Origin of the sequence: Streptococcus sp. CP1998, from assembly GCF_041026655.1 — a bacterium.
Lineage (GTDB): Bacteria > Bacillota > Bacilli > Lactobacillales > Streptococcaceae > Streptococcus > Streptococcus dentalis.
This window is the reverse complement of the sequence record NZ_CP163380.1, coordinates 1,259,966-1,281,363: the sequence shown is the minus strand read 5'-3', so window position 1 is coordinate 1,281,363 and position 21,398 is coordinate 1,259,966. Positions and strand designations below refer to the sequence as shown.

Annotated in this window: 18 protein-coding genes; 15 read left to right on the top strand and 3 right to left on the bottom strand. The window is 44.5% G+C overall.

Annotation, left to right across the window (positions count from 1 at the left end; translation table 11 throughout):
- Positions 1-51: 51 nt before the first annotated feature.
- Both AB4X21_RS06585 and trxA read left to right on the top strand, forming a co-directional pair.
- Complete coding sequence (locus tag AB4X21_RS06585) at positions 52-3,081, top strand: CocE/NonD family hydrolase (RefSeq protein ID WP_369087691.1); 3,030 nt, start codon at positions 52-54, stop codon at positions 3,079-3,081.
- 97 nt (positions 3,082-3,178) lie between these two features.
- On the top strand, positions 3,179-3,493 hold the full coding sequence (gene trxA, locus AB4X21_RS06580) for a thioredoxin (protein WP_049483759.1): 315 nt from the start codon (positions 3,179-3,181) through the stop codon (positions 3,491-3,493).
- Positions 3,494-3,682: 189 nt separating this feature from the next.
- Here the strand turns inward: trxA and AB4X21_RS06575 are convergent, their stop codons facing one another.
- Positions 3,683-5,164, bottom strand: a complete 1,482-nt coding sequence (locus tag AB4X21_RS06575) for an alpha-amylase (protein WP_320910604.1) — start codon at positions 5,162-5,164, stop codon at positions 3,683-3,685.
- Between the two features lie 219 nt (positions 5,165-5,383).
- On the opposite strand from AB4X21_RS06575, the gene AB4X21_RS06570 reads away from it, so the two are divergent.
- From AB4X21_RS06570 to AB4X21_RS06560, 3 genes are read left to right on the top strand one after another with little or no spacing between them, the layout of a single operon-like run.
- A complete protein-coding gene (locus tag AB4X21_RS06570) occupies positions 5,384-7,015 on the top strand; it encodes a M20/M25/M40 family metallo-hydrolase (RefSeq protein WP_320911322.1) in 1,632 nt (543 codons plus the stop codon).
- Positions 7,016-7,054: 39 nt separating this feature from the next.
- On the top strand, positions 7,055-7,798 hold the full coding sequence (locus AB4X21_RS06565) for an ABC transporter ATP-binding protein (RefSeq protein WP_320910605.1): 744 nt from the start codon (positions 7,055-7,057) through the stop codon (positions 7,796-7,798).
- Positions 7,788-9,434, top strand: a complete 1,647-nt coding sequence (locus AB4X21_RS06560; RefSeq protein ID WP_320910606.1) for a hypothetical protein — start codon at positions 7,788-7,790, stop codon at positions 9,432-9,434. Before AB4X21_RS06565 ends, AB4X21_RS06560 begins: the two co-directional genes overlap by 11 nt.
- Before the next feature lie 192 nt (positions 9,435-9,626).
- Here the strand turns inward: AB4X21_RS06560 and AB4X21_RS06555 are convergent, their stop codons facing one another.
- Positions 9,627-10,469 carry a DegV family protein gene (locus tag AB4X21_RS06555; protein ID WP_320910607.1) on the bottom strand — a complete coding sequence of 281 codons (843 nt, stop codon included), beginning with the start codon at positions 10,467-10,469 and terminating at the stop codon, positions 9,627-9,629.
- A 129-nt stretch (positions 10,470-10,598) separates the two neighbouring features.
- Between AB4X21_RS06555 and AB4X21_RS06550 the strand changes: the two genes are divergently transcribed.
- Entirely contained in the window at positions 10,599-11,168 is a 570-nt protein-coding gene (locus AB4X21_RS06550) for a TetR/AcrR family transcriptional regulator (protein WP_013903748.1), read from the top strand.
- 99 nt (positions 11,169-11,267) lie between these two features.
- The gene (locus tag AB4X21_RS06545) at positions 11,268-11,837 is read left to right on the top strand and encodes an HD domain-containing protein (RefSeq protein ID WP_320910608.1); all 570 of its coding nucleotides are present in this window, start codon (positions 11,268-11,270) and stop codon (positions 11,835-11,837) included.
- A gap of 185 nt (positions 11,838-12,022) precedes the next feature.
- Here the strand turns inward: AB4X21_RS06545 and AB4X21_RS06540 are convergent, their stop codons facing one another.
- The gene (locus tag AB4X21_RS06540) at positions 12,023-12,901 is read right to left on the bottom strand and encodes a polysaccharide deacetylase family protein (protein ID WP_070466692.1); all 879 of its coding nucleotides are present in this window, start codon (positions 12,899-12,901) and stop codon (positions 12,023-12,025) included.
- A 175-nt stretch (positions 12,902-13,076) separates the two neighbouring features.
- Here AB4X21_RS06540 and AB4X21_RS06535 point away from each other — a divergent pair, with 175 nt between their 5' ends.
- The 8 genes from AB4X21_RS06535 (at position 13,077) to AB4X21_RS06500 (ending at position 21,300) form a co-directional block, all read left to right on the top strand.
- Entirely contained in the window at positions 13,077-14,363 is a 1,287-nt protein-coding gene (locus AB4X21_RS06535) for a homoserine dehydrogenase (protein WP_369087690.1), read from the top strand.
- A gap of 2 nt (positions 14,364-14,365) precedes the next feature.
- Positions 14,366-15,232, top strand: coding sequence for a homoserine kinase (gene thrB, locus AB4X21_RS06530; protein WP_369087689.1), 867 nt, complete (start codon positions 14,366-14,368; stop codon positions 15,230-15,232).
- An 83-nt stretch (positions 15,233-15,315) separates the two neighbouring features.
- A complete protein-coding gene (locus tag AB4X21_RS06525; RefSeq protein WP_320910611.1) occupies positions 15,316-16,296 on the top strand; it encodes a hypothetical protein in 981 nt (326 codons plus the stop codon).
- 118 nt (positions 16,297-16,414) lie between these two features.
- Positions 16,415-17,311, top strand: coding sequence for a UDP-N-acetylmuramate dehydrogenase (gene murB, locus AB4X21_RS06520; RefSeq protein WP_155126305.1), 897 nt, complete (start codon positions 16,415-16,417; stop codon positions 17,309-17,311).
- A 207-nt stretch (positions 17,312-17,518) separates the two neighbouring features.
- Positions 17,519-18,676: an ABC transporter ATP-binding protein gene (locus AB4X21_RS06515; protein ID WP_320910612.1), complete on the top strand. Its 1,158-nt coding sequence runs from the start codon at positions 17,519-17,521 to the stop codon at positions 18,674-18,676.
- Positions 18,657-19,463: an ABC transporter permease gene (locus tag AB4X21_RS06510; protein ID WP_155126085.1), complete on the top strand. Its 807-nt coding sequence runs from the start codon at positions 18,657-18,659 to the stop codon at positions 19,461-19,463. Before AB4X21_RS06515 ends, AB4X21_RS06510 begins: the two co-directional genes overlap by 20 nt.
- Positions 19,460-20,233 carry an ABC transporter permease gene (locus tag AB4X21_RS06505; RefSeq protein WP_320910614.1) on the top strand — a complete coding sequence of 258 codons (774 nt, stop codon included), beginning with the start codon at positions 19,460-19,462 and terminating at the stop codon, positions 20,231-20,233. The genes AB4X21_RS06510 and AB4X21_RS06505 overlap by 4 nt, the downstream gene beginning before the upstream one ends.
- Positions 20,230-21,300 carry a PotD/PotF family extracellular solute-binding protein gene (locus AB4X21_RS06500; protein ID WP_369087688.1) on the top strand — a complete coding sequence of 357 codons (1,071 nt, stop codon included), beginning with the start codon at positions 20,230-20,232 and terminating at the stop codon, positions 21,298-21,300. The genes AB4X21_RS06505 and AB4X21_RS06500 overlap by 4 nt, the downstream gene beginning before the upstream one ends.
- The last annotated feature ends 98 nt before the right edge of the window (positions 21,301-21,398 follow it).

Sequence of the window (21,398 nt, the reverse complement as noted above, 5' to 3'; positions counted from 1 at the left end):
GCTTACAAAGTATAATAGAAGTGTTGATTACAAAAAAGTAAGGAGACTGACATGAAAAAGAAAACAATGGTTTCCATTGTCGCATCGAGTTTACTGATCGCGCCGATGGTCTTGCATCAAGTAGTAGCAGCAGATGAGCAAACGGAAGAGTTAGCCCCATCGACAGAAGTGGTCCATGCTCCAGCTACCGAAGCAAGACCGACAACAAGTGACACAAGTACTGCCACTAGTGAAGAAGCTGCAAGTTCAAATGAGGCATCACTGGATCGGACGGCAGGTGCAAATCAAGCAGCCCCTGCTACAGAAGAACACACAAGACAAAGTGAGCCGACTGTCCCAGTAGTAACTCCAGCAGCAACAAACAGGGAAGCTGTACCTCAATCTGCTCCTACTTCAGAAGCTCCGGTAACATCTCAGGATTTGGCAAAGGTCACAGGTACCACCCTTGCAGCGGATCAGTCCTCTAATGAGTTGACGGTCCAAGATGCTGTTAATGGCTTGCTTCAATGGGCAGCAACAGATCCTAGCCAATTGGGCCAAAGCCAAGCAGATCGCGAACGCTTTGCCAAGAGTTTAGGCTTGATTGAAAAATCAGAAGATCTGACCCGTAAGGTCAGTCAGCCAGAATTGGCCAAGATGTATGAAACAGCTAAGAAACTCTACGATGCCTACCGGGCTGAAAAGAAAAGTCCGCTCTTTTTAAATGCTCGTGCCCAGCCTATTTTTCCTTATACGACGGGAAAAAAAGAAGACCAAGACTACAAATATGAAGACAGCCAAATTGTACGTTTCCCAGTCTATGTCGAAACGGACTATGACACCGATGCAGATGGCAAGCCAGACTTGGTCAAAGCCATTGTTCAATTACCAAAAGCAGTCGCGCAAGGCGATTTTAAGGCAGCCACTATTCTCGAAGCGCGCCCTTACGTAGCGGGGACACTAGACGAAAACTACGTGACCCTTGAAAGTTTGGGGCTTCCAACAGACGGTAGCTACGATATGAAGAAACTGCACAGCCAACCTGCAAAGAGACAGCCAGTAAGCAGTGAAACAACAGTAGAAGCAGCGAAAAAAGCCAAGGCATCGGATTGGTATTACTACAGTCCCTACGAGTATATCTATGACTACGAAGATCTGAACTGGTACGACTATTTCTTGGTCAGAGGCTATGCCTTTATCTCTAGCGCTGGACTTGGTACCAAGGGATCAGAAGGATTTAACACGACGGGGTCTGATCTCGAAATCAATGCCTTCAAGAATATCATCGAATGGGTCAATGGCAAACGCAAGGCCTACACCGATAAGACTAGCAATGTTGAAATCAAGGCAGACTGGGCAACAGGAAATGTTGCCATGACGGGTCTGTCCTGGGCTGGAACAACGACCTTTGGTGTGGCAGCGACAGGCGTAGAAGGATTGAAGACCATCGTTCCGGCAGCAGGAATTGCCTCTTGGTATGATTATTTCAATAGCCAAGGAACCCAATTTGGCAATGCACCTTATAGTGACCTTTCATGGCTCTCCCTCTACGTTAGCACACGGATGTTGGACCAAGACGACTGGGCAGGGATTTGGCAAAACTATTCCAACTACATCAATCAATTGAACAAGGACCAGTACGCCCATGATCGTAACTACAGTGATGTCTGGAAGGAGCGGGATTATACCCTTCATCCGGAAAATCTCAAGACCAGCGCCCTGATCGTCCATGGCTTGAATGATGACAATGTCAAGACCAAACACTTTGAACTCATGTACGATGCTCTCAAGAAAGCAGGACAAGATGTCAAGCTCTATCTCCACCAAGGAGATCACGTCTACCCAGCGGCTATGTCGCGGGGATACGGCATCACCGCCAATGGTCAGGATTTTTATGACCTGCTCAATACCTGGCTGACCCATTACCTCTACGGAGTGGACAATCACGTCGAAAGCTTGCCAGCGGTTCTAGCTCAAAACAACTATGATCCAAGCAAGTGGACTAGCTATGATAACTGGAAGAGCAGTCAACGTCTCTTCTTGAATGCAAGCTCGAAACGTCTAGAAGAAACCATTTCTAGTGATTATGCAGCTGCAGGTGTCGAGATTGCTAACCGTAATGAAACAGTCAGCAAAGCCTCCTCTAAGGCTAATCTAACCTTCGTTTCTGATGTTACTGAGGACACTACGATCAAGGGCCACATCCCCGTTCATTTCAAAGCAGCTCTTGCCAAAGGTCAAGGAAAGAATTTCCAAATCAACGCCCTTTTGGTAGATGTGGCAGATGAGGACTTTGACGTGGTGGGAAATGGTAGCGTCAAGCAAGATAAAACAGCAGACGGTTTCTGGATGGGAAGCAATTTAAGCAACCTATCTGTTGCCGAATACGAAACCATCAAGACCAAGTACAAGGTGATTGCGAAAGGCTGGATCAATCTTGCGAACCCTGAGTCTGGCTACGATTCAGCCAGCTCAAGAAATAGTATCGAGCCAAAGGTGGGAGAATACCACGATTACACGGTTTATCTCCAACCAAATCTCTATACAGTTAAGAAAGGTCACAAGTTAGCCCTAGTCTTTAACACCTATGACCCATCTGATTTAACGGTGGAGCATCCATATGAAGTGACCTTCAAGACAGATTCTATCCAGGCGGCGATTCCAATTGTCGAAAAGACCCGCGCCCAAAAGGCAGCTTATGTACCAAGTGAAACAGATGCTGACTATGCGAAATTGCCAGAAATGGAAGGTGCTGCTCTAGTCGCTCCAGAAGTGCATTACAAGGAAGAATATAGGCTTCCAACCCCAGAACACCTTGTCCAACCAAGCCAAACTCTTCCTGAAAAAGATGAACAGATGCAAACAGGATCAGCAAGACAAGAGAACCCTCATCTTGCCCTAGCTGTATCCTATGGGTCTCGATTTGTTTCACCAGGATTGGTAGAAGCTCGTAAGGTTGCGACTCCTGCAGTAGAAGGAGAACAAGCAGACCATATGCTTCCACAAACAGGCAGCAAAGACCATGCTCTGGGTCTCTTAGGGGTGATCAGCCTAACAGCTTCTAGTCTCATCTTTTGGCGCAAAAAGAGAGAAGATGCCTAAGGAGTCCCCGTAGCAAATATTTCTAAAATGGTATCTTTTAGTGTAAAATAAAAGTAGAAATGCAGAATCAGTAGTCACTACTGAAAAAGGAGGAAATATGGCACACATAATCACAGATGCAACTTTTGAACAAGAAACTAGCCAAGGTCTTGTCCTGATTGACTTTTGGGCAACTTGGTGTGGTCCATGCCGCATGCAAGCTCCAATCTTGGATCAGTTGGCAGAAGAGGTACATGAAGATGATTTGAAAATCTGTAAGATGGATGTAGATGAAAATCCAAATACAGCACGTCAATTCGGTATCATGTCGATCCCAACGCTTCTCTTTAAAAAAGATGGACAAGTTGTCAAACAAGTGGCTGGAGTTCATACGAAAGCCCAATTGAAAGAAATCATTGCAGAATTGAGCTAAAATGAAAACTCGTTTTCCAATATGGAAAACGAGTTTTTTGATGCTCTTTATTTCTTTTAAATAGACGCGACACCCATTGACAGCGCTTTCTTATAGTGCTAAAATGAAACTGTATTTCCTATAAAATTTTTACAGGAAAAAAATTCTCCTAGGAAGATGTCGATCCTAGGAGAAAATTACATATAAAGGTTATTGGCCCTCTGTATCTTGGGCTACCCAGACACTGACGGAGCGTTCTGCCACTGGGAATTCAGCAGTACCGTCTTCTTGAACTTGGACAGTTTCGCTACAATTTTCTAGGACATCATAGTAGGTGAGGCCTGAGTAGGATGAGCCGATCTCCATGACTTTTGTAGCAGCTTGGTTATTCGAAACCAAGCAGGCGATTGGTGCTGATTCTTCTGTACCTGAGCGTGTCCAACCGATGCAATTAGGATCATCGAAGTAGTCTGTTTGTTCCCCATAGGCCAGATCTTTACGAACCCATAAGAGGCGATCGAGGACCTCTTGGAAACTTTCTTGCGCAAATTGGCCCTCGATACCGTAGTAGTCTCCATAGAAGACACAAGGCAAACCAGCTTCACGAAGTAAGATCAAGGCATAGGCTGCAGGCTTGAACCATTCTTGGATTGTAGATTCCAAGGCTTGCCCTCGTTGGGTATCATGGTTGTCCACAAAGGTTACGGCCTCTTCAGGATGATTGAGCGCTAGTGTTCCGTCAAAAATAGTTCGAAGGTCGAAATTTTCACCTTCTTGACTAGCTCGGAAGAGATTTTGGTGGAGGGCCACATCGATCAAGTCGTATAAGTAGTCAATACTTTCCAAGTACTCATCGTTGGTTTCTGTGTCGCCATTCCAAAATTCACCAAAAACGTAGAAATCTTCTCCATATTTTTTGGTGATATTATGGATGAAATTCTTCATAAAGAAGGAGTCTATGTGCTTGACGGCATCCAGACGGAAGCCCTCAACCCCTGTCGTTTCGATAAACCATTCAGCCCATTGGTCGAGATTTTCAACAACTTCGGGATGTTTGAAATCGATATCGGCATACATGAGGTAATCGTAGTTTCCGTTTTCCTTGTCAACCAGATCTCCATGGGCCCAACCTTTGTTGTCCCCTTGGATTTGGTAGATCCCATTCTTATTACGTGAAGCATCGTAGTCCGTACCGGTGAAGTGGTACCAATGCCAGTGGAAGTCATTATAGGCGCCATTTCGGCCATCAAAGGTGAATTTGGTCCATCCTTGAATGGTGAAGGGTTCAGTGAGAACCTTGTTTCGATCCATCGGATCGACCTCAACGACCTCGAATTCCTCTAAGCCATCGGCAGCAGCTTTATGGTTGAGAACGACATCGGCCATTGGTTGAATCCCTGCATCTTTGAGGGCTTGAATGGCTTGAAGATAATCGTCTTTGAAACCGTATTTGGTACGAACCGTTCCTTTTTGATCGAACTCGCCCAAATCAAAGAGGTCATAGACTCCGTACCCAACGTCATTGTTAGAAGTAGCTTTAAAGGCAGGTGGCATCCAAACTTTACGAATACCCAAGTCTGCTAAGTGTTGCGCATCTTCAGCAAGACGCGTCCAGTGGTTCCCATTAGCGGGCAAATACCACTCAAAATATTGCATTAAGGTTTGATTTTCCATCGTTATTTCTTCTTTCATGTGAATGTCCCTATTTTACCAAAAATAGTTGGATGCGACAAACGTTTGCGCTGGAAGCAAGCCCTTTCTGGAAAAGAAATCGTATACATGAAAGAAATGACGTGAAAATATAACATAATAGAGTCAATGTAGCATTTTGTATACGTAGAAATATCAGTCTGATATAAATTTGTATGCATTAATTTATTTTGACCATATCAAAGGAGGATTGGTTTGAAAGTGAAAACCACCAATAGAGAGAGCATCGAAACGATTTTTGCAGAAGCCTTGGCGATTCCAAGCTTCACCAATACTGATACCGAGCAAGGAATCGAAGCCTACCTGGATCAACGGCTTGCCCAGATCCCCTATTTCAAGGAACATCCGAACCAGTTTGGGCGCTATATGGTGCCACAGGACCACTTGCATCGGTCGGTCAATTGGGCCTTAGTTGATAAGGGCAAGAAAAAAACAGTTATCCTTTTCCACCACCATGATACAGTCGATTTAGAAGACTATGGAAATTTAGCAGAAATCGCACTCGATTCTGATCAAGTAGCAGAAGCCTTGAAAACACTAGACAGACGACCAGATATGCAGGAAGACTTAGCTTCTGGGGAGTGGAAATTTGGCAGAGGATCTTGCGATATGAAAGCAGCTCTAGCCCTTCAATTGGGGGTTCTGGAAGCCTATGCTGCAGACCTCACAGAAGGTCAGGTCAATCTGCTCTATCTCTCTGTTGGAGACGAGGAATCCTATTCAAGTGGGATGCGTGGAGCCTTGGGTCTCCTTACAGATTTGCAGGAAAAGTTTGATCTGAATTATGTATTAGCAGTGGATTCAGAGCCCTTTGAATCAGAGGTAGGAAAAGAAAAGGTCCTTCACATTGGCACAGTCGGCAAACTCATGCCAGTCGTTGTGGCACAAGGTGTCTTGTCCCATATGAAGGAGCCTCTTAAAGGGATCAATGCCTTGTCGCTCCTAGTAGCCATCGCAAGCCAGCTAGATCTTCATCCCGATCTGGCAGATCAGGCCTTGGGAGAAACGTCTCCCCTTCCTTCTTGGTCCTATCTCAGAGATTTGAAGGAGCAATACGATGTATCGACCGTGCTTTATGCAGCTGGTTATTTCAGTGTGTTGCATTTGAAGAAAACACCCCAAGAGCTCATGCAACGAATCTATGAGCTTAGTCAAGAGGCCTTGGACGCCTTTTACAAGAAGTATGAGCACTTGCAGGATCAGGCTGGCCAAGATCATATTATTGCAAGGCCAAGAGTCATCACCTATCAAGAACTAGAGGAACGTTGCCAAGCCATAGAGGGCTACCAAGCCTTTAGAGAAGCTTCTAATAAAAAAGCGGAGCAAGATTTTCGTAATGGGACCAGCTACCAGAGCCTTGCGATTCAGCAAATCCAGCGGCTCCTTGAGTTTCTCGGAGATAAGGATCCTATGGTGGTCATCGGTTTTGCGCCCCCATATTATCCGTCCATGAATTGCCGCTTTTTAGACAATACCGATCTCAATATCGTGTCCTTAATTACTGACTACCGCGAGTACCTGGACACAAGAGGTTACCTCTTGAAAGTGGAAGAATACTTTATGGGGATTAACGACACCAGTTATTGTGCCTTGGAAAAGGATGTGGCCTCTTATCAAGTCGTCTTGGATAGCCTAGCCACACCAGCCCAGGTCTATGATCTGGATCTGGAAAAAATTGCCCAAATTCATGTTCCAGCGGTCAATCTAGGCCCTTGGGGTAAAGAATTGCATAAGCGAGGAGAGCGGGTCTACAAAGAAGACTTCTTGGAGACTATTCCAAACTATCTACTAGAATTGCTCTACCATTTCGATGATCGCTTATCAACAGAATAAGAAAAAACGGTCCCAATGAGGACCCATTAGGGAGTTAGCATGATTACATTTCACGGAGTTACCAAAGATTACGATGGGCATATTGCCCTTAACCACTTGGATCTGACCATCGAAGACGGGCAAATTGTCGGCTTGATTGGCCATAACGGAGCTGGAAAGTCAACGACGATTAAGAGCCTGGTCAGTGTCATCACCCCAACCACTGGATCCATTGAAGTGGATGGTCAGGACCTCTATAACCATCGACTGGCAATCAAAAAGAAGATCGGTTATGTGGCAGATTCGCCAGATCTTTTCTTGCGTCTCACAGCCAATGAATTCTGGGAGTTGGTTGCGACCTCTTATGATATGAGTCAGAAAGACTGCGATCAACGATTAGAGGAGCTTCTTAGGATCTTTGATTTTCAGAGCCACCGCTATGAAGTGATTGAATCCTTTTCACACGGGATGCGCCAGAAGGTCTTCGTTATTGCAGCCCTCTTGTCAGATCCAGATATCTGGGTCTTGGACGAACCAATGACCGGTTTGGACCCACAGGCTTCTTACGATTTAAAACAAATGATGCGCCAGCATGCGGATCGTGGCAAGACGGTTATTTTCTCTACCCACGTCTTAGAAGTGGCCGAACAACTCTGTGATAAAATCGCCATTCTCAAAAAGGGAAACCTTATTTTCTATGGGACGATCGAGGAATTGAAGGGCCAACATCCCGAACAAAGTTTGGAAAGTATCTATCTCAGTCTAGCGGGTCGGAAGGAAGAAGGTGGCGATCATGCGTCTTAAGATCATCCGGCAACTGGTCAATGTTAATATCATCTATGCCAGTCAGCCTGCTCAGATCGCAAAATTACGTGCCAAACAGGCCAAAAAACCGGACGTCAAACTCAATGTCGCCCGCAAATCGGTGCTCAACTACCTCTTTTTAGGATTGGTCTATTTCGTCATATTTGGCTTGCTCTTTAGTATCTATGATTTTGTGAACCAACCAGCCTTCTTTGTCAATATGGTGGCCCTCTTTTCCTTGATGACCATTTCCCAAGGATTTATGAGCTTTTACAATGTCTTTTATGAAAGCAAGGACCTCCAGTTTTACCGGCCCTATGCCTTCTCAGATGCGGAAGTCATTGCTGGAAAGAGTATCTCGGTCATCCTGACCCTTCTCATGGCTATCCTTCCCTTGGTCAGCTATTTTCTGATCCTGCCTGTCCAAGCAGGCGGCTTCAATCCGTTAGGGATCCTGTTAGGCCTCTTTTGTGCCTTAATTCTCTTAGGCGTTCTCTTTTTAGCGACGATCATCCTATCCCATCTGATCACTAAGACCCTCTTTTTCAAAAAACACACGACCCTGGTCTCCAACATCATGGTCGGAATTGGTTCTCTTCTGAGTCTAGGAGCTTATCTATATCTGAATCTAGTCCAGACCCATCGGTTAGAAGTGACAGGGGGCGCAGATATTCCCATTCTATTTCCACCTTTTACGGCCTTTCATCAGTTCATCCTCCATCCTTTTGATGGAGAAGCGATCCTTGGCCTTCTGGGCTGGATCCTGGTCCTTCTGGTCTTGATCGGCCTGGTTCGAAAAATTGTGATCCCGCAGTTCTATGATGCAGCCCTTGCAGTTGCGACCAACCAAACTGTTAAAGAGCGCGTGAAAGTGCTCCATGTTGGTCAGAAAGACTCCTTTAGACGATTTGTCATTCAGTATCATCGCAGACTCTTGAGCGATGGAACCCTTATGGTGCAAGTCCTCTTGATGATGAGTATTCTGCCTTATATTTTCCTCCTCAGTGGAGCAGCAGGAGCGTCTAAAAATATAGGAGGACTCAGTTCTTACTTGACGCCCCAGTATCTGGTGCCACTGACCCTTGTTGCCATCTTGATTGGTGTTTTCAATAGTTTTGGAGGCTTGACTAGTATCGGTATTTCGCTAGAGCGCGAAAACTTTGAGTACTTGAGATCCCTCCCTATTGATTTCAAACGCTATCTCTTCATGAAGTTTTGGTTGCTCTATCTGGTGCAATCCATCCTTCCTGTCATTCTTCTAGTTGGCGTTTGTCTCTATTTTGGCGTCCATCCCTTGGCTATCCTAGCTATGTTATTGATCTGGGTGGTAACAACCATTCCGATCTGCATTCGAGACTATGTCAAAGATTTTCAGAACTTTAGCACCAATTGGACCAATATCACGGAGTTGATGACCCGTCATCGTGGGAATGCAGTTCTTCAGTCTATTCTCTTGATTGTCTTTCTTTTTGTGATGTTTCTCTTGATCATTGTCAGCTTCATTTGGACCTATCATTCCGTCAGCACCCTGCTGGCTGCGATCCTTTATAGTGTCCTGTTGCTAATCGGAGCAGGAATCAGCTATACCATCTACCGCAAAAAAATCCGTACCCTCTACCAAGAGATTGGAGAATAAAAAGAGAGAGTGGAACAGAAATCGGTAATTCGTTAGAATTCGATTTCGTCGTCCCACCTCCGCACAGTTGAGTAGGGCTGTAAAGCTGATGAAATCAGCGTAGTAGAGCCCACTCAACCACTGCGTCTTGCTCGACAATCCAAAAACAATTGAGAGGCTAGGACTTTTGTCCTAGCCTCTTTTTAGTGGTGATTAAATTTCATAGCCCATGAGGAGGCCGCCTTCTTCAGCGTAGAAACTACAAAGTCCAGAAGTAGGAAGGACTTCAATCATTGCATGGGCAAACTTTTCTCGAACCAATGCAGAGAATTGCTCGATAAATTTTTCATTGTTGCGGTGGGCGATGGTGATATGACCGCCAGCATACCCCGCCTTGATCAGTTCATCAAAAGCAGCCTTGATCGCTTTCTTTTGACCCCGTGCTTTTTGAAGCAACTCAAGGGTACCGGTCTTACTAGCTTCGCCGACCATACGGATATTGAGGAGCCCGACAACAGTCCCGATCAATTTGCTGAGACGCCCATTTTTGACCAGATTATCAACCTTGGCCAAAACAAAGAGCAACTTCGTCTTAGACTGGTAGGTCGTGATCACATCGACCACTTGATCAAAATCGAGGCCTTCAGCGACCAACTGATTAAGCTTGCGAACGATTAGGTCCACCTCACCCCCAGCTGATAAGCTATTGATGACGTGGATATTGGTATTCGGATGCTCTTCCAGATAAATCTTCTTCGCCACCTCTGCACTATTGTAGCTACCAGAAAGGGTTCCTGTAATGGTGACAACGACAATATTTTCAGCCCCTTCAAAAGATTTCATGTAGTCATCGGGACTCGGACAGGCAGACTTAGAAGCTGTCGTGGTCGCATACATCTCCTCCATCATGTGATCAATATTGAGCTGGGCATCATCTGTGTAGATAGTCTCTCCCACTTGGATGGTCAATGGGACACTGACAAACTCCGTAACCGGTGCCAGATTGTCCAAAGAGCGGTAGTCACAGCCTGAATCCGCAATAATTTTCCATTTCATCAGTTCATACCTCATAATTGTATAAAAATGTACATTGACAAGTAGTATGTCTTCTTTTACAATTATATCATGAAGTACAATGCTATCCAAGCAGATATCATCAGGTGAGACAGATAGAAAGTAAATGTTATGGCAGAAAGAAAAATATCCGAGAAATCCTTGGAAAATCTCAAACGATTTAACCAAGAAAACAATGCGATTACACGAGAATCCATCGAAATCTCTCTCCTGCAATTGTTGGAGAAAAAAGATCTGAAAAAGATCACTATCTCTGAGCTGGTTCAGCGTGCAGGTGTCTCTCGAGCAGCTTTTTACCGTAATTATGACTCCAAGGAAGAGATTCTAGAGTCCATCTTTCAATCTAGTATCGCAAAGATTACCAAGTCTTTAGATGGCTACAACCTCAAGACAGACCTCTATCAAGTCTGGGTCTATCTCTTTAAGGAAGTCAAGAAAGAAGCCAAGATCATCAGTCTAGCCATTGATTATAATTTCGAGCGGCTCTTGACCAAGGCAGTCTATGATTTTTTAGAAAAACGAAATGGCAGCTCCTCGAATGGCGCTGGCAGCTACCTCAATTCCTTCTGGAGCTCAGCCATTGTCTCTGTCATCTCCAAATGGATTAAGGATGGCATGAAGATCCCCGCCGAGAAGATCGCGACCCTAGGCCTGCCCCTCTTTCCACAAAAGAAGAAGTAATCACCACCGAGAGGTGGTTTTAAAGTAAACTGCTCTTCTCCATAACGAGCTCATATGAATAGATTAAACTGAGCACAGATTGTACAAAGGACAAGAACGATGATCGAAGAACGAATCCAAGCTGCTAAGCAGTATGTTAAAACCTTATTTGCTGATCGAGCGGATGGCCATGATATGGAGCATACCCTCCGCGTCTATACCAATGCTATGAGAATCGCACAAGTAGAAGGTCCATGTGATCTGGAGATAGTGGGCTTGTCAGCTCTTCTTCACGATGCTGATGATGATAAATTGTTTCAAACAGAGAATAATGCGAATGCTCGCATGTTTCTAGAAGAGATCGGTATTCCTCAAGACCAAATCGACCAGATTTGTCGGGTTATCAATGCTGTTTCTTTCAGCAAAAATCGCGGTAAGCATCCAGAAACCTTAGAAGGCAAAATTGTCCAGGATGCAGACCGCCTGGACGCGATAGGAGCTGTAGGAATTGCGCGAACTTTTTCCTATGGTGGCCACAAAGGGAGGTCCCTCACTGATACTGTCCAACATTTCCATGACAAGTTGCTTCTATTAAAAGATGAAATGAACACGGAGACTGCCAAACAAATGGCAAAAAGTCGCCATCAATTTTTAATCACCTTTCTAAAAGAACTAGAGAAGGAACTCTAACAAAAGAGGCTGGGACAAAAGTCCTAGCCTCTCAATTATTTTTGGATTGTTGAGCAAGACGCAGTGGTTGAGTGGGCTCTACTACGCTGATTTCATCAGCTTTTAAAGCCCTACTCAACTGTGCGGAGGTGGGACGACGAAATCGAATTCTAACGAATTACCGATTTCTGTCCCAGCCTCTTTCTTTATTCTTGGATCATGGCTAGGAGGTCCTCTCCTGTAGTGGTTGGAAGGATCCGGACTCGTTTGAGGGCATAGAGGCCATCAGCGGAACTGGCGAGTCCATTTTTAGTGGTGAGGCCTAGTTTGTAGTCAGCTTTCTTGGCTTGGTCGATTGTAACCTGGCTGTAGCGACCAGATGGGTAGACGATAACGCTAGTATTTTGATCCAGCACCTTATCCAGCAGGCGTTTAGAAGCGACCAGCTCATTCTTTTGGGTTTCAAGACTGGAATTGGCTAGGTCTGGATGATTGACCGTATGGCTTTCAAAGGTCAAGCCAGCTTTTTTCATCTCTTTGATTTGGTCAAAGGTCAGGACATTTTCTTTTTCTTTTTGTGTAAAGTCCGTGATGATATTGTTGGTGGCGGTCATCTTGTACTTCTTAAGAAGCGGATAGACGATGGTATAGAAATCCTCGACGCCATCATCAAAGGTCAACCAGACATATTTCTTTCCTTTTGGCACTTCATTTTTTGCGAGGATGCGATAGGCTTCCTCAGGCGTCAGGGTGTAGTAACCCGCTTTTTTCAGGGCCTTTAGTTGGCTTTCAAAGGTTTCTGGATCGACAATCAGATTGGCATTGGCAGCTTCAGACTCGGCCATATTGTGCACGGAGTGGTACATGAGGATGGGCAGTTTAACCGGCTTTTTCACTCGGGTCCACTCGATAGAGGAACTGTGTTCATCTAGCGAGCGCGTCACGGCAGTACCACTGGTATTTCCGTCACTCAGCTGAGTGATCCTTTTGATCAGAAGAAAGCTACAAATAAAGATACAGACCAGGAGGAGGGCATTGATTCCAAGTAGGACTTTGATTTTTTTAGGTACTCTTCGTTTACTCATAGTGTCACCGTTTTCATCATTTTCTCTATTGTACCACAAATTCTATGTTCTTTTCCAGAACTTGCTACAGGCAGATCCTGTCATGAAAATTCAGAATTTTTAAGGCAATTGGCTGTCAAACGCTCAAGTTTTTGTTATAATGGAGCTACTATAGAAAATTCAAGGAGTCAATAGGATGTCTGTTAAGATTGCCTTACTAGGATTTGGTACTGTTGCTAGTGGCGTACCATTTTTATTAAAAGAAAACCATGAAAAAATCACCCAGGCAGCTCAAGATGAAATCGAGATCGCTAAGGTCTTGGTTCGAGATGATGCGGAGATGAAAAGCTTGCAAGCGGCGGGTCACGACTACAACTTTGTAACCAATGTTGATGAGATCATTGAAGACAAGGACATTGCCATCGTGGTCGAATTGATGGGTCGTATCGAGCCAGCTAAGACCTTTATCACCCGTGCGCTGGAAGCAGGCAAGCATGTAGTTTCTGCTAACAAAGACCTTCTTGCCGTTCATGGAAGCGAGTTGCTAGAGATTGCTCAAAAACACAAAATGGCACTTTATTACGAAGCTGCCGTAGCTGGTGGGATCCCAATCCTTCGGACCTTGGTCAATTCCCTTGCTTCTGACAAGGTGACCAAAGTGCTCGGTGTGGTCAATGGAACCTCTAACTTCATGATGACCAAAATGGTCGAAGAAGGCTGGACTTATGAGGATGCTTTAGCAGAAGCGCAACGTCTTGGTTACGCTGAAAGTGATCCAACCAACGACGTTGAAGGAATCGATGCTGCCTACAAGATGGTGATCTTGAGCCAGTTCGCTTTTGGAATGAATATCCAATTTGACCAAGTAGGTCACAAAGGAATCAGCCAAATCACTCCTCAAGATGTCTCAGTTGCTCAAAGCCTTGGATATGTCATCAAGCTGGTCGGCTCCATTGTTGAAACAGAGTCAGGGATCGCAGCAGAAGTGACACCAACCTTCCTTCCAAAACAACATCCACTCGCAGGAGTGAATGATGTCATGAATGCGGTCTATGTGGAATCCATCGGTATTGGTGAGTCTATGTACTACGGACCAGGTGCTGGTCAAAAACCAACTGCGACAAGTGTCGTAGCCGACCTTGTCCGCATTGTCCGTCGTCTAAAAGAAGGAACGATCGGTAAAGCCTTCAATGAATACAGCCACCCTCTTCAATTGGCTAAGCCAGAAGACGTGAAGAACAATTATTATTTCTCAATTAAGGCACCAGATGCGACTGGTCAAATCTTGCGTCTTGCGGAAATCTTTAATGCAGAAGGAGCTTCCTTCAAGCAAATCCTTCAAGAAGACTCAGATGGTCAATTTGCAAGTGTCGTCATCATTACCCACCAAGTCAACCAAACACAATTCAAGAACTTGGTTGAAAAATTGGATTCAGAGGCGAATTTCGAACTCTTGAATACCTTTAAAGTCTTGGGAGAATAAGCATGAAAATTATTGTTCCAGCAACCAGTGCCAATGTAGGGCCAGGATTTGATTCTGTTGGGATTGCCGTGACTCGCTATTTGACCATTGAAGTCCTTGAACCAGCTGATGCTTGGTTCATTGAGCATGATCTTGGAGCAGGGATTCCGACGGATGAGAAAAACCTCTTGCTCTCAACAGCTCTTTCTATCTCAACTGATATGCAGCCTCATCGGATCAAGATGACCAGTCAAGTGCCTTTGGCGCGTGGTCTTGGATCTTCTAGCTCGGTCATTGTCGCAGGGATTGAATTGGCCAACCAATTAGCCAACCTCCAGCTATCAGACGCTGAAAAATTACGCATCGCGACCGAGATCGAAGGTCATCCGGATAATGTAGCTCCAGCTATCTTTGGGAATATGGTCATTGCGAGCTACATCGGTGAAGATGTCCAATATGTCACGGCTGACTTCCCAAGCTGTGACCTTGTGGCCTTTGTACCGAGCTACCAATTGAAAACCAGTGATAGTCGCAATGTCCTACCGAAAGAATGGTCTTATAAGGAAGCTGTCGCGACTAGTAGCGTAGCCAATGTCGCTATCGCGACTCTCCTCAAGGGAGATTTGCTGACGGCTGGTCGCTCCATCGAGTCAGATCATTTCCACGAACGCTACCGTCAATCTCTTGTCAAAGAGTTCCCTCAGGTCAAAGAAGTAGCACACGCGCATGGGGCTTACGCCACCTATCTGTCAGGAGCAGGCCCAACAATCATGAACCTCTTAGCCCCAGAGCATACAGCCGCCTTTGTCGTAGCTCTCGAAAAGCTCGGGCTAGATGGTCAGATTTTCCAACTTAAAATTGACACATTTGGCGTTCGTGTTGAGAAATAAACCTCAATGTAACACAAATGAAAGAAGGATGTATACGAATGTATATGTCCTTTTTGCTTCTCCTATGGTAGAATAAGAATTGTATGGGGAAAAGCTCAAGCTTTCCCGAAAGTTTAGGGGGAAACATGAAACCAGAATATTTATATAGTATTGCTACCGATCTTGGGCTGCAATTTGATGGCGAAGCCCGTGTGATGTATGGAGAGCGTGAAGGCTTCTTGTTAGTCATCGAAGGCGCTCAAACCAAGAATGTATTTACCATTTCACTCAGTGTGAAACAAGGTTCCGAAGGAGACTTGATCGAAGATAGTGAAATTCTTTGGAATGAATTAAAAGAACAATCAAAAGCCATTAATGCCATCTCTTTTGATGGTTACTTGACTTCTATCGTTGTCAAAGGCGGAATGACTAAAGGGAAGGCTGTTGAAACCTTATGGACAGCTATCCAAGATATTGTTGATTTCTTACTCAACCACCAATTTGTGCAAGTGAATGCGGAAACGGGTGAGGAAGGACCAATCGGTCTGTATCAAATTGGAGATGCGATCTTTTTAATCGACGATGCAACCTTTAGAGCCTACCAAGCCGAAGTGCAAGATACAGTTGAGGCTTATGAAGCGCGGGAAGAAAACTTCCTTTTAGGGATTCTAGGGGCTGTGATCGGTGTAATCATCGGTGGAGCAGTTGCCCTCTTGGTAGCGCGTCTTGGCTATGTATCTGTTTTAGCAGGGGCTGCCCTCGGTTATTGTACTATCAAAGGTTATGAGATCCTTGGTAAGAAATTGACTAAAAAAGGTGTGGTAGTTTCAGCTATTTTGATGGTCTTGACGGTCTTTTTGGTCAACCAATTAGATTATACTTTGGCGCTCATGAGTAAGCTCGATCTTCCATTTGATTTGTCCTGGACGATTGTCAATGAAGCGACATTCTCAGGGGACGTCCCAGATAAATTTTATTTGAATCTAGGATTGCTGGCTGTCTTCACTCTTGGTGGTGCTTGGATTTCAGTCAAATCAGCTCTGGATGGACAAAAGAATCGTGCCATTGCGCGTAAAATTGCATAATATAGCATAAAAGGAAGGCCTGAATATTATAGGCCTTCTTTTGTTTTTTTAGGGTCGAAAAATAGTCAAAAATTTGGTATAATGGTTTGTATTTTATAGAGAGAGAATAGACAGAATGATGATTGAAAAAATTAATCAAATTCTTGAAGGGATTGATATCCGTTTTCAAGAACCTTTAAAATATTATACCTTCACAAAGGTAGGTGGAAATGCTGAATTTTTAGCCTTTCCTCGCAACCAATACGAATTAAAACGCATCGTTCAATTTGCCAACCAAGAGCAAATTCCATGGATGGTCCTGGGCAATGCGTCCAATATCATTGTCCGCGATGGGGGCATTCCGGGATTTGTCATTATGTTTGATCGCTTGCGTGACATCAGTGTGGATGGTTATGTGATCGAAGCAGAGGCAGGAGCTAAACTCATCGACACCACTCATGTGGCCTTGCATCATAGTTTGAAAGGCTTCGAGTTTGCCAGTGGCATTCCAGGCAGTGTCGGTGGCGCTGTCTTTATGAATGCGGGAGCTTATGGGGGAGAGATCGCTCATGTCCTTGTATCCTGTAAGGTCTTGACCAAAGATGGGGAGATCGAAACTCTGTCAGCGAGTGAACTCGCTTTTGGCTACCGGCAATCTAAGATTCAAGAGACAGGTGCTGTTGTCATCTCTGCCAAATTTGCTTTGTCACCAGGTAATCACGAGCAAATCAAACAGGAGATGGATCGGTTGACCCATCTTCGTCAGTTGAAACAACCCCTTGAATACCCTTCATGTGGATCTGTTTTTAAGCGTCCTGTTGGCCATTTTGCTGGTCAATTGATCAGTGAAGCAGGTCTAAAAGGCTATCGAATCGGTGGTGTGGAAGTCTCTGAAAAGCATGCAGGCTTTATGGTCAATGTCGACAATGGAACAGCTAAGGACTATGAAGATCTGATCGCCCATGTCATTGAGGCAGTAGAAGCTCACTCAGGCGTCCGTTTAGAACCAGAAGTTCGCATTATTGGTCAAGCCTAAGAACTTTAATGTGAAGAACAATTGATAGATTAAACATCGATAGCATCAGTCGGAAAGGGGGTGAGTGCCTATCGATACCGTAAATAGGTGGGGCAGTCTAGTAAGTCCCCGAGAGGTATTGGTGGTCTGACAGGTCTTCCTGTCAGCCGCTGCGTTTTCGTTTGAAAAGCAGTTTGGTAATCGTAGTAAAGAAGGAATTTATGTGAATTGAAAAAACCAATTATTGAGTTTAAAAATGTTTCAAAGGTCTTTGAAGATAGCGGAACTCTTGTCCTAAAGGATATTAATTTTGAGTTGGAAGAAGGGAAGTTCTATACCCTGCTCGGTGCATCTGGATCGGGAAAATCGACCATCCTGAATATCATTGCCGGTCTTTTGGATGCGACGACTGGAGATGTCTACCTTGATGGGGAACGGATCAATGATGTTCCTACCAACAAACGGGATGTCCACACCGTCTTTCAGTCCTATGCCCTGTTTCCACATATGACAGTCTTTGAAAATGTGGCTTTTCCCCTTCGTTTGAAAAAGGTGGACAAGGCTGAGATCGAACGTCGGGTTTCAGAAGTCTTGAAAATGGTCCAGTTAGCGGGATTTGAAAAACGCTCGATCCAAAAATTATCTGGTGGTCAACGTCAGCGGGTAGCTATTGCACGGGCTATTATCAATGAACCACGAGTGGTCCTTTTAGATGAGCCCTTGTCTGCCCTTGACTTGAAACTTCGGACAGACATGCAGTATGAGTTGCGGGAATTGCAACAACGCTTGGGGATTACCTTTGTCTTTGTTACCCACGACCAAGAAGAAGCCCTTGCCATGAGTGACTGGATCTTTGTCATGAATGAAGGAGAGATCGTCCAATCTGGTACTCCCGTGGATATCTATGATGAACCGATCAACCACTTTGTAGCGACTTTTATCGGGGAGTCTAACATTCTAGATGGTCGCATGATCGAGGACTACTTGGTTGAGTTCAATGGAAAACGCTTTGAAGCCGTCGATGGGGGAATGCGTCCAAATGAACCAGTTGAAGTCGTCATTCGTCCTGAAGACTTGCAAATCACTCTTCCTGAAGAAGGCAAGCTCCAAGTGAAGGTGGACACCCAGCTCTTCCGTGGTGTTCATTATGAGATCATCGCTTATGATGATTTGGGAAATGAGTGGATGATTCACTCCACTCGGAAGGCCATCGTAGGAGAAGTTATCGGGCTAGACTTTGAACCAGAAGATATCCACGTTATGCGTCTCAATGAAACCGAAGAAGAATTCGATGCGCGGATCGAAGAGTACGTTGAAGTGGAAGAGCAAGAAGCTGGTTTGATTAATGCCATTGAGGAGGAAAGAGATGAAGAAAACAACCTCTAATCTATTTATCCTCCCCTATTTCTTGTGGATTTTTCTCTTTGTCTTGGCTCCTGTAGTCATGATCATCTTTCAATCGTTTTTTAACGTTGAAGGGCAGTTTTCACTTGAAAACTACAAAGAGTTCTTTACTTCGCAAAATCTGACCTATTTAAAGATGAGCTTTAATTCGGTCCTTTATGCTGGAATCGTCACCCTGGTGACGCTCTTGATCTCCTACCCGACTGCTTACTTTTTGACGCTGCTCAAACACCGGCAGTTGTGGTTGATGTTGATTGTCTTGCCAACCTGGGTCAATCTCTTGCTCAAGGCCTATGCCTTTATCGGCATTTTTGGTCAAAACGGCTCCATCAATAGCTTTTTAAGCTTTCTCGGATTCGCTCCCCAGCAGATCCTCTTTACCGATTTCTCCTTTATCTTTGTAGCCAGCTACATCGAGTTGCCATTTATGATTTTACCGATCTTTAATGTCTTAGATGACTTAGATCCAAACTTGATTAATGCCAGCTATGATTTAGGAGCCAATCGTTGGGATACCTTCCGTCATGTGGTCTTCCCCTTGTCCATGAATGGTGTCCGCTCAGGTGTGCAATCTGTCTTTATTCCTAGTCTGAGTCTCTTCATGTTGACACGGATGATCGGTGGAAATCGCGTCATTACCTTAGGGACTGCGATTGAACAGCACTTCCTGACAACACAAAACTGGGGAATGGGTTCTACCATCGGAGTTGTTCTGATCCTTGCTATGCTCTTAACCATGTGGGCAACGAGAGAAAGGAGAGAACGATGAAAAAAGTATCTCATTTCTATCTAGGTTTCGTCTTTCTGATTCTCTATCTCCCTATCTTCTATTTGATCTTTTATGCTTTCAATAAAGGGGGAGATATGAATGCCTTCACGGGCTTCACGCTTGAGCATTTCAATGAATTGTTCGCAGATAGTCGCCTAATGCTGATCTTATCAGAGACTTTCCTCTTGGCCTTCTTGTCAGCCTTGATTGCGACAGTGATCGGAACCTTTGGAGCCATTTATATTTATCAATCAAAGAAGAAGTTAGAAGGACCATTGCTCTCCATCAACAACATTCTCATGGTAGCGCCAGACGTTATGATTGGGGCCAGTTTCTTGATTCTCTTTACGACGGTCAAGTACCAGCTAGGTTTCCTATCTGTTCTGGCTAGCCACGTCGCCTTCTCGATTCCTATTGTGGTCTTGATGGTCTTGCCACGCCTTAAGGAAATGAACCGGGATATGGTCAATGCGGCCTATGACTTGGGAGCTACCCAAGTGCAAATGCTCAAAGAGATCATGTTGCCGTATCTGACACCAGCCGTTATCGCGGGCTACTTTATGGCCTTTACCTATTCTCTAGATGACTTTGCCGTGACTTTCTTTGTAACCGGAAATGGCTTTACAACCTTGTCAGTAGAGATCTACTCACGTGCGCGTCAAGGGATTTCCCTTAGTATCAATGCCTTGTCCGCCCTTGTCTTTCTCTTTAGTGTGCTCTTGGTCATCGGTTATTACTTTATCACCCGTGAAAAGGAGGAAGCAGCATGAAAAAACTTTATTCATTCCTAACTGGGATTATCCTTGTCATTCTGGTCCTCTGGGGAATTAGCCACCAGATCGAAGCGAGCATGAATACCAAGAATAGCGACAAGTTGGTCATCTACAACTGGGGAGATTATATCGATCCAGAATTGCTCAAGGAATTCACAAAAGAGACAGGGATTCAGGTGCAATATGATACCTTTGATTCCAACGAAGCCATGTACACTAAGATCAAGCAAGGGGGAACTACCTACGATATTGCGATTCCTAGTGAATACATGATTGCTAAGATGATGGATGAGCATCTGGTTGAAAAGTTGGACCAATCCAAGATCAAAGGGATGGAAAATATTGATCCAAAACTCTTGAACCAATCGTTTGATCCGGGTAACCAATATTCCGTCCCTTATTTCTGGGGGACCTTGGGGATCGTCTACAATACCAAGATGGTCAAAAATGCTCCTGAACATTGGTCAGATCTCTGGCGTGAAGAGTACAGAAATGACATCATGATGTACGATGGTGCGCGTGAGGTCATGGGAATTGGTCTCAATACCTTGGGCTATAGCCTCAATGAAAAGGATCCAAAGAAATTGCAAGAGGCAGTAGATAAACTCTACACCTTGACGCCAAACATCAAAGCTTTGGTGGCCGATGAGATGAAGGGCTATATGATCCAAAACAATGCGGCTATTGGGGTTACCTTCTCAGGAGAAGCCAGCCAAATGCTCGAAGCCAATAAGGATCTTCGCTATGTCGTTCCAACTGAAGCCAGCAACCTTTGGTTTGATAACATTGTCATTCCAAAAACCGTGAAAAATAAAGAAGCAGCATATGCCTTCATTAACTTCATGCTTCGTCCTAAAAATGCTTTGAAAAATGCTCTTTATGTCGGCTACTCAACGCCAAATAAAAAAGCCAAAGCCATGTTGCCAAAAGAAATCCAAGATGACCAATCCTTCTATCCAAGTGATGAAACACTAGACCATTTGGAAGTCTATCAACAATTAGGCAAGAAATTGCTTGGAGTTTATAACGATCTTTACCTTCAGGTCAAGATGTATCGAAAATAATACAAAAGGAACCTTCGGGTTCCTTTTTGATTACCTTATAAAAGCTCTAACTAGTGAGTTAGATTGAGATTCAAATGAAAGATGCTATAATAGTAAGG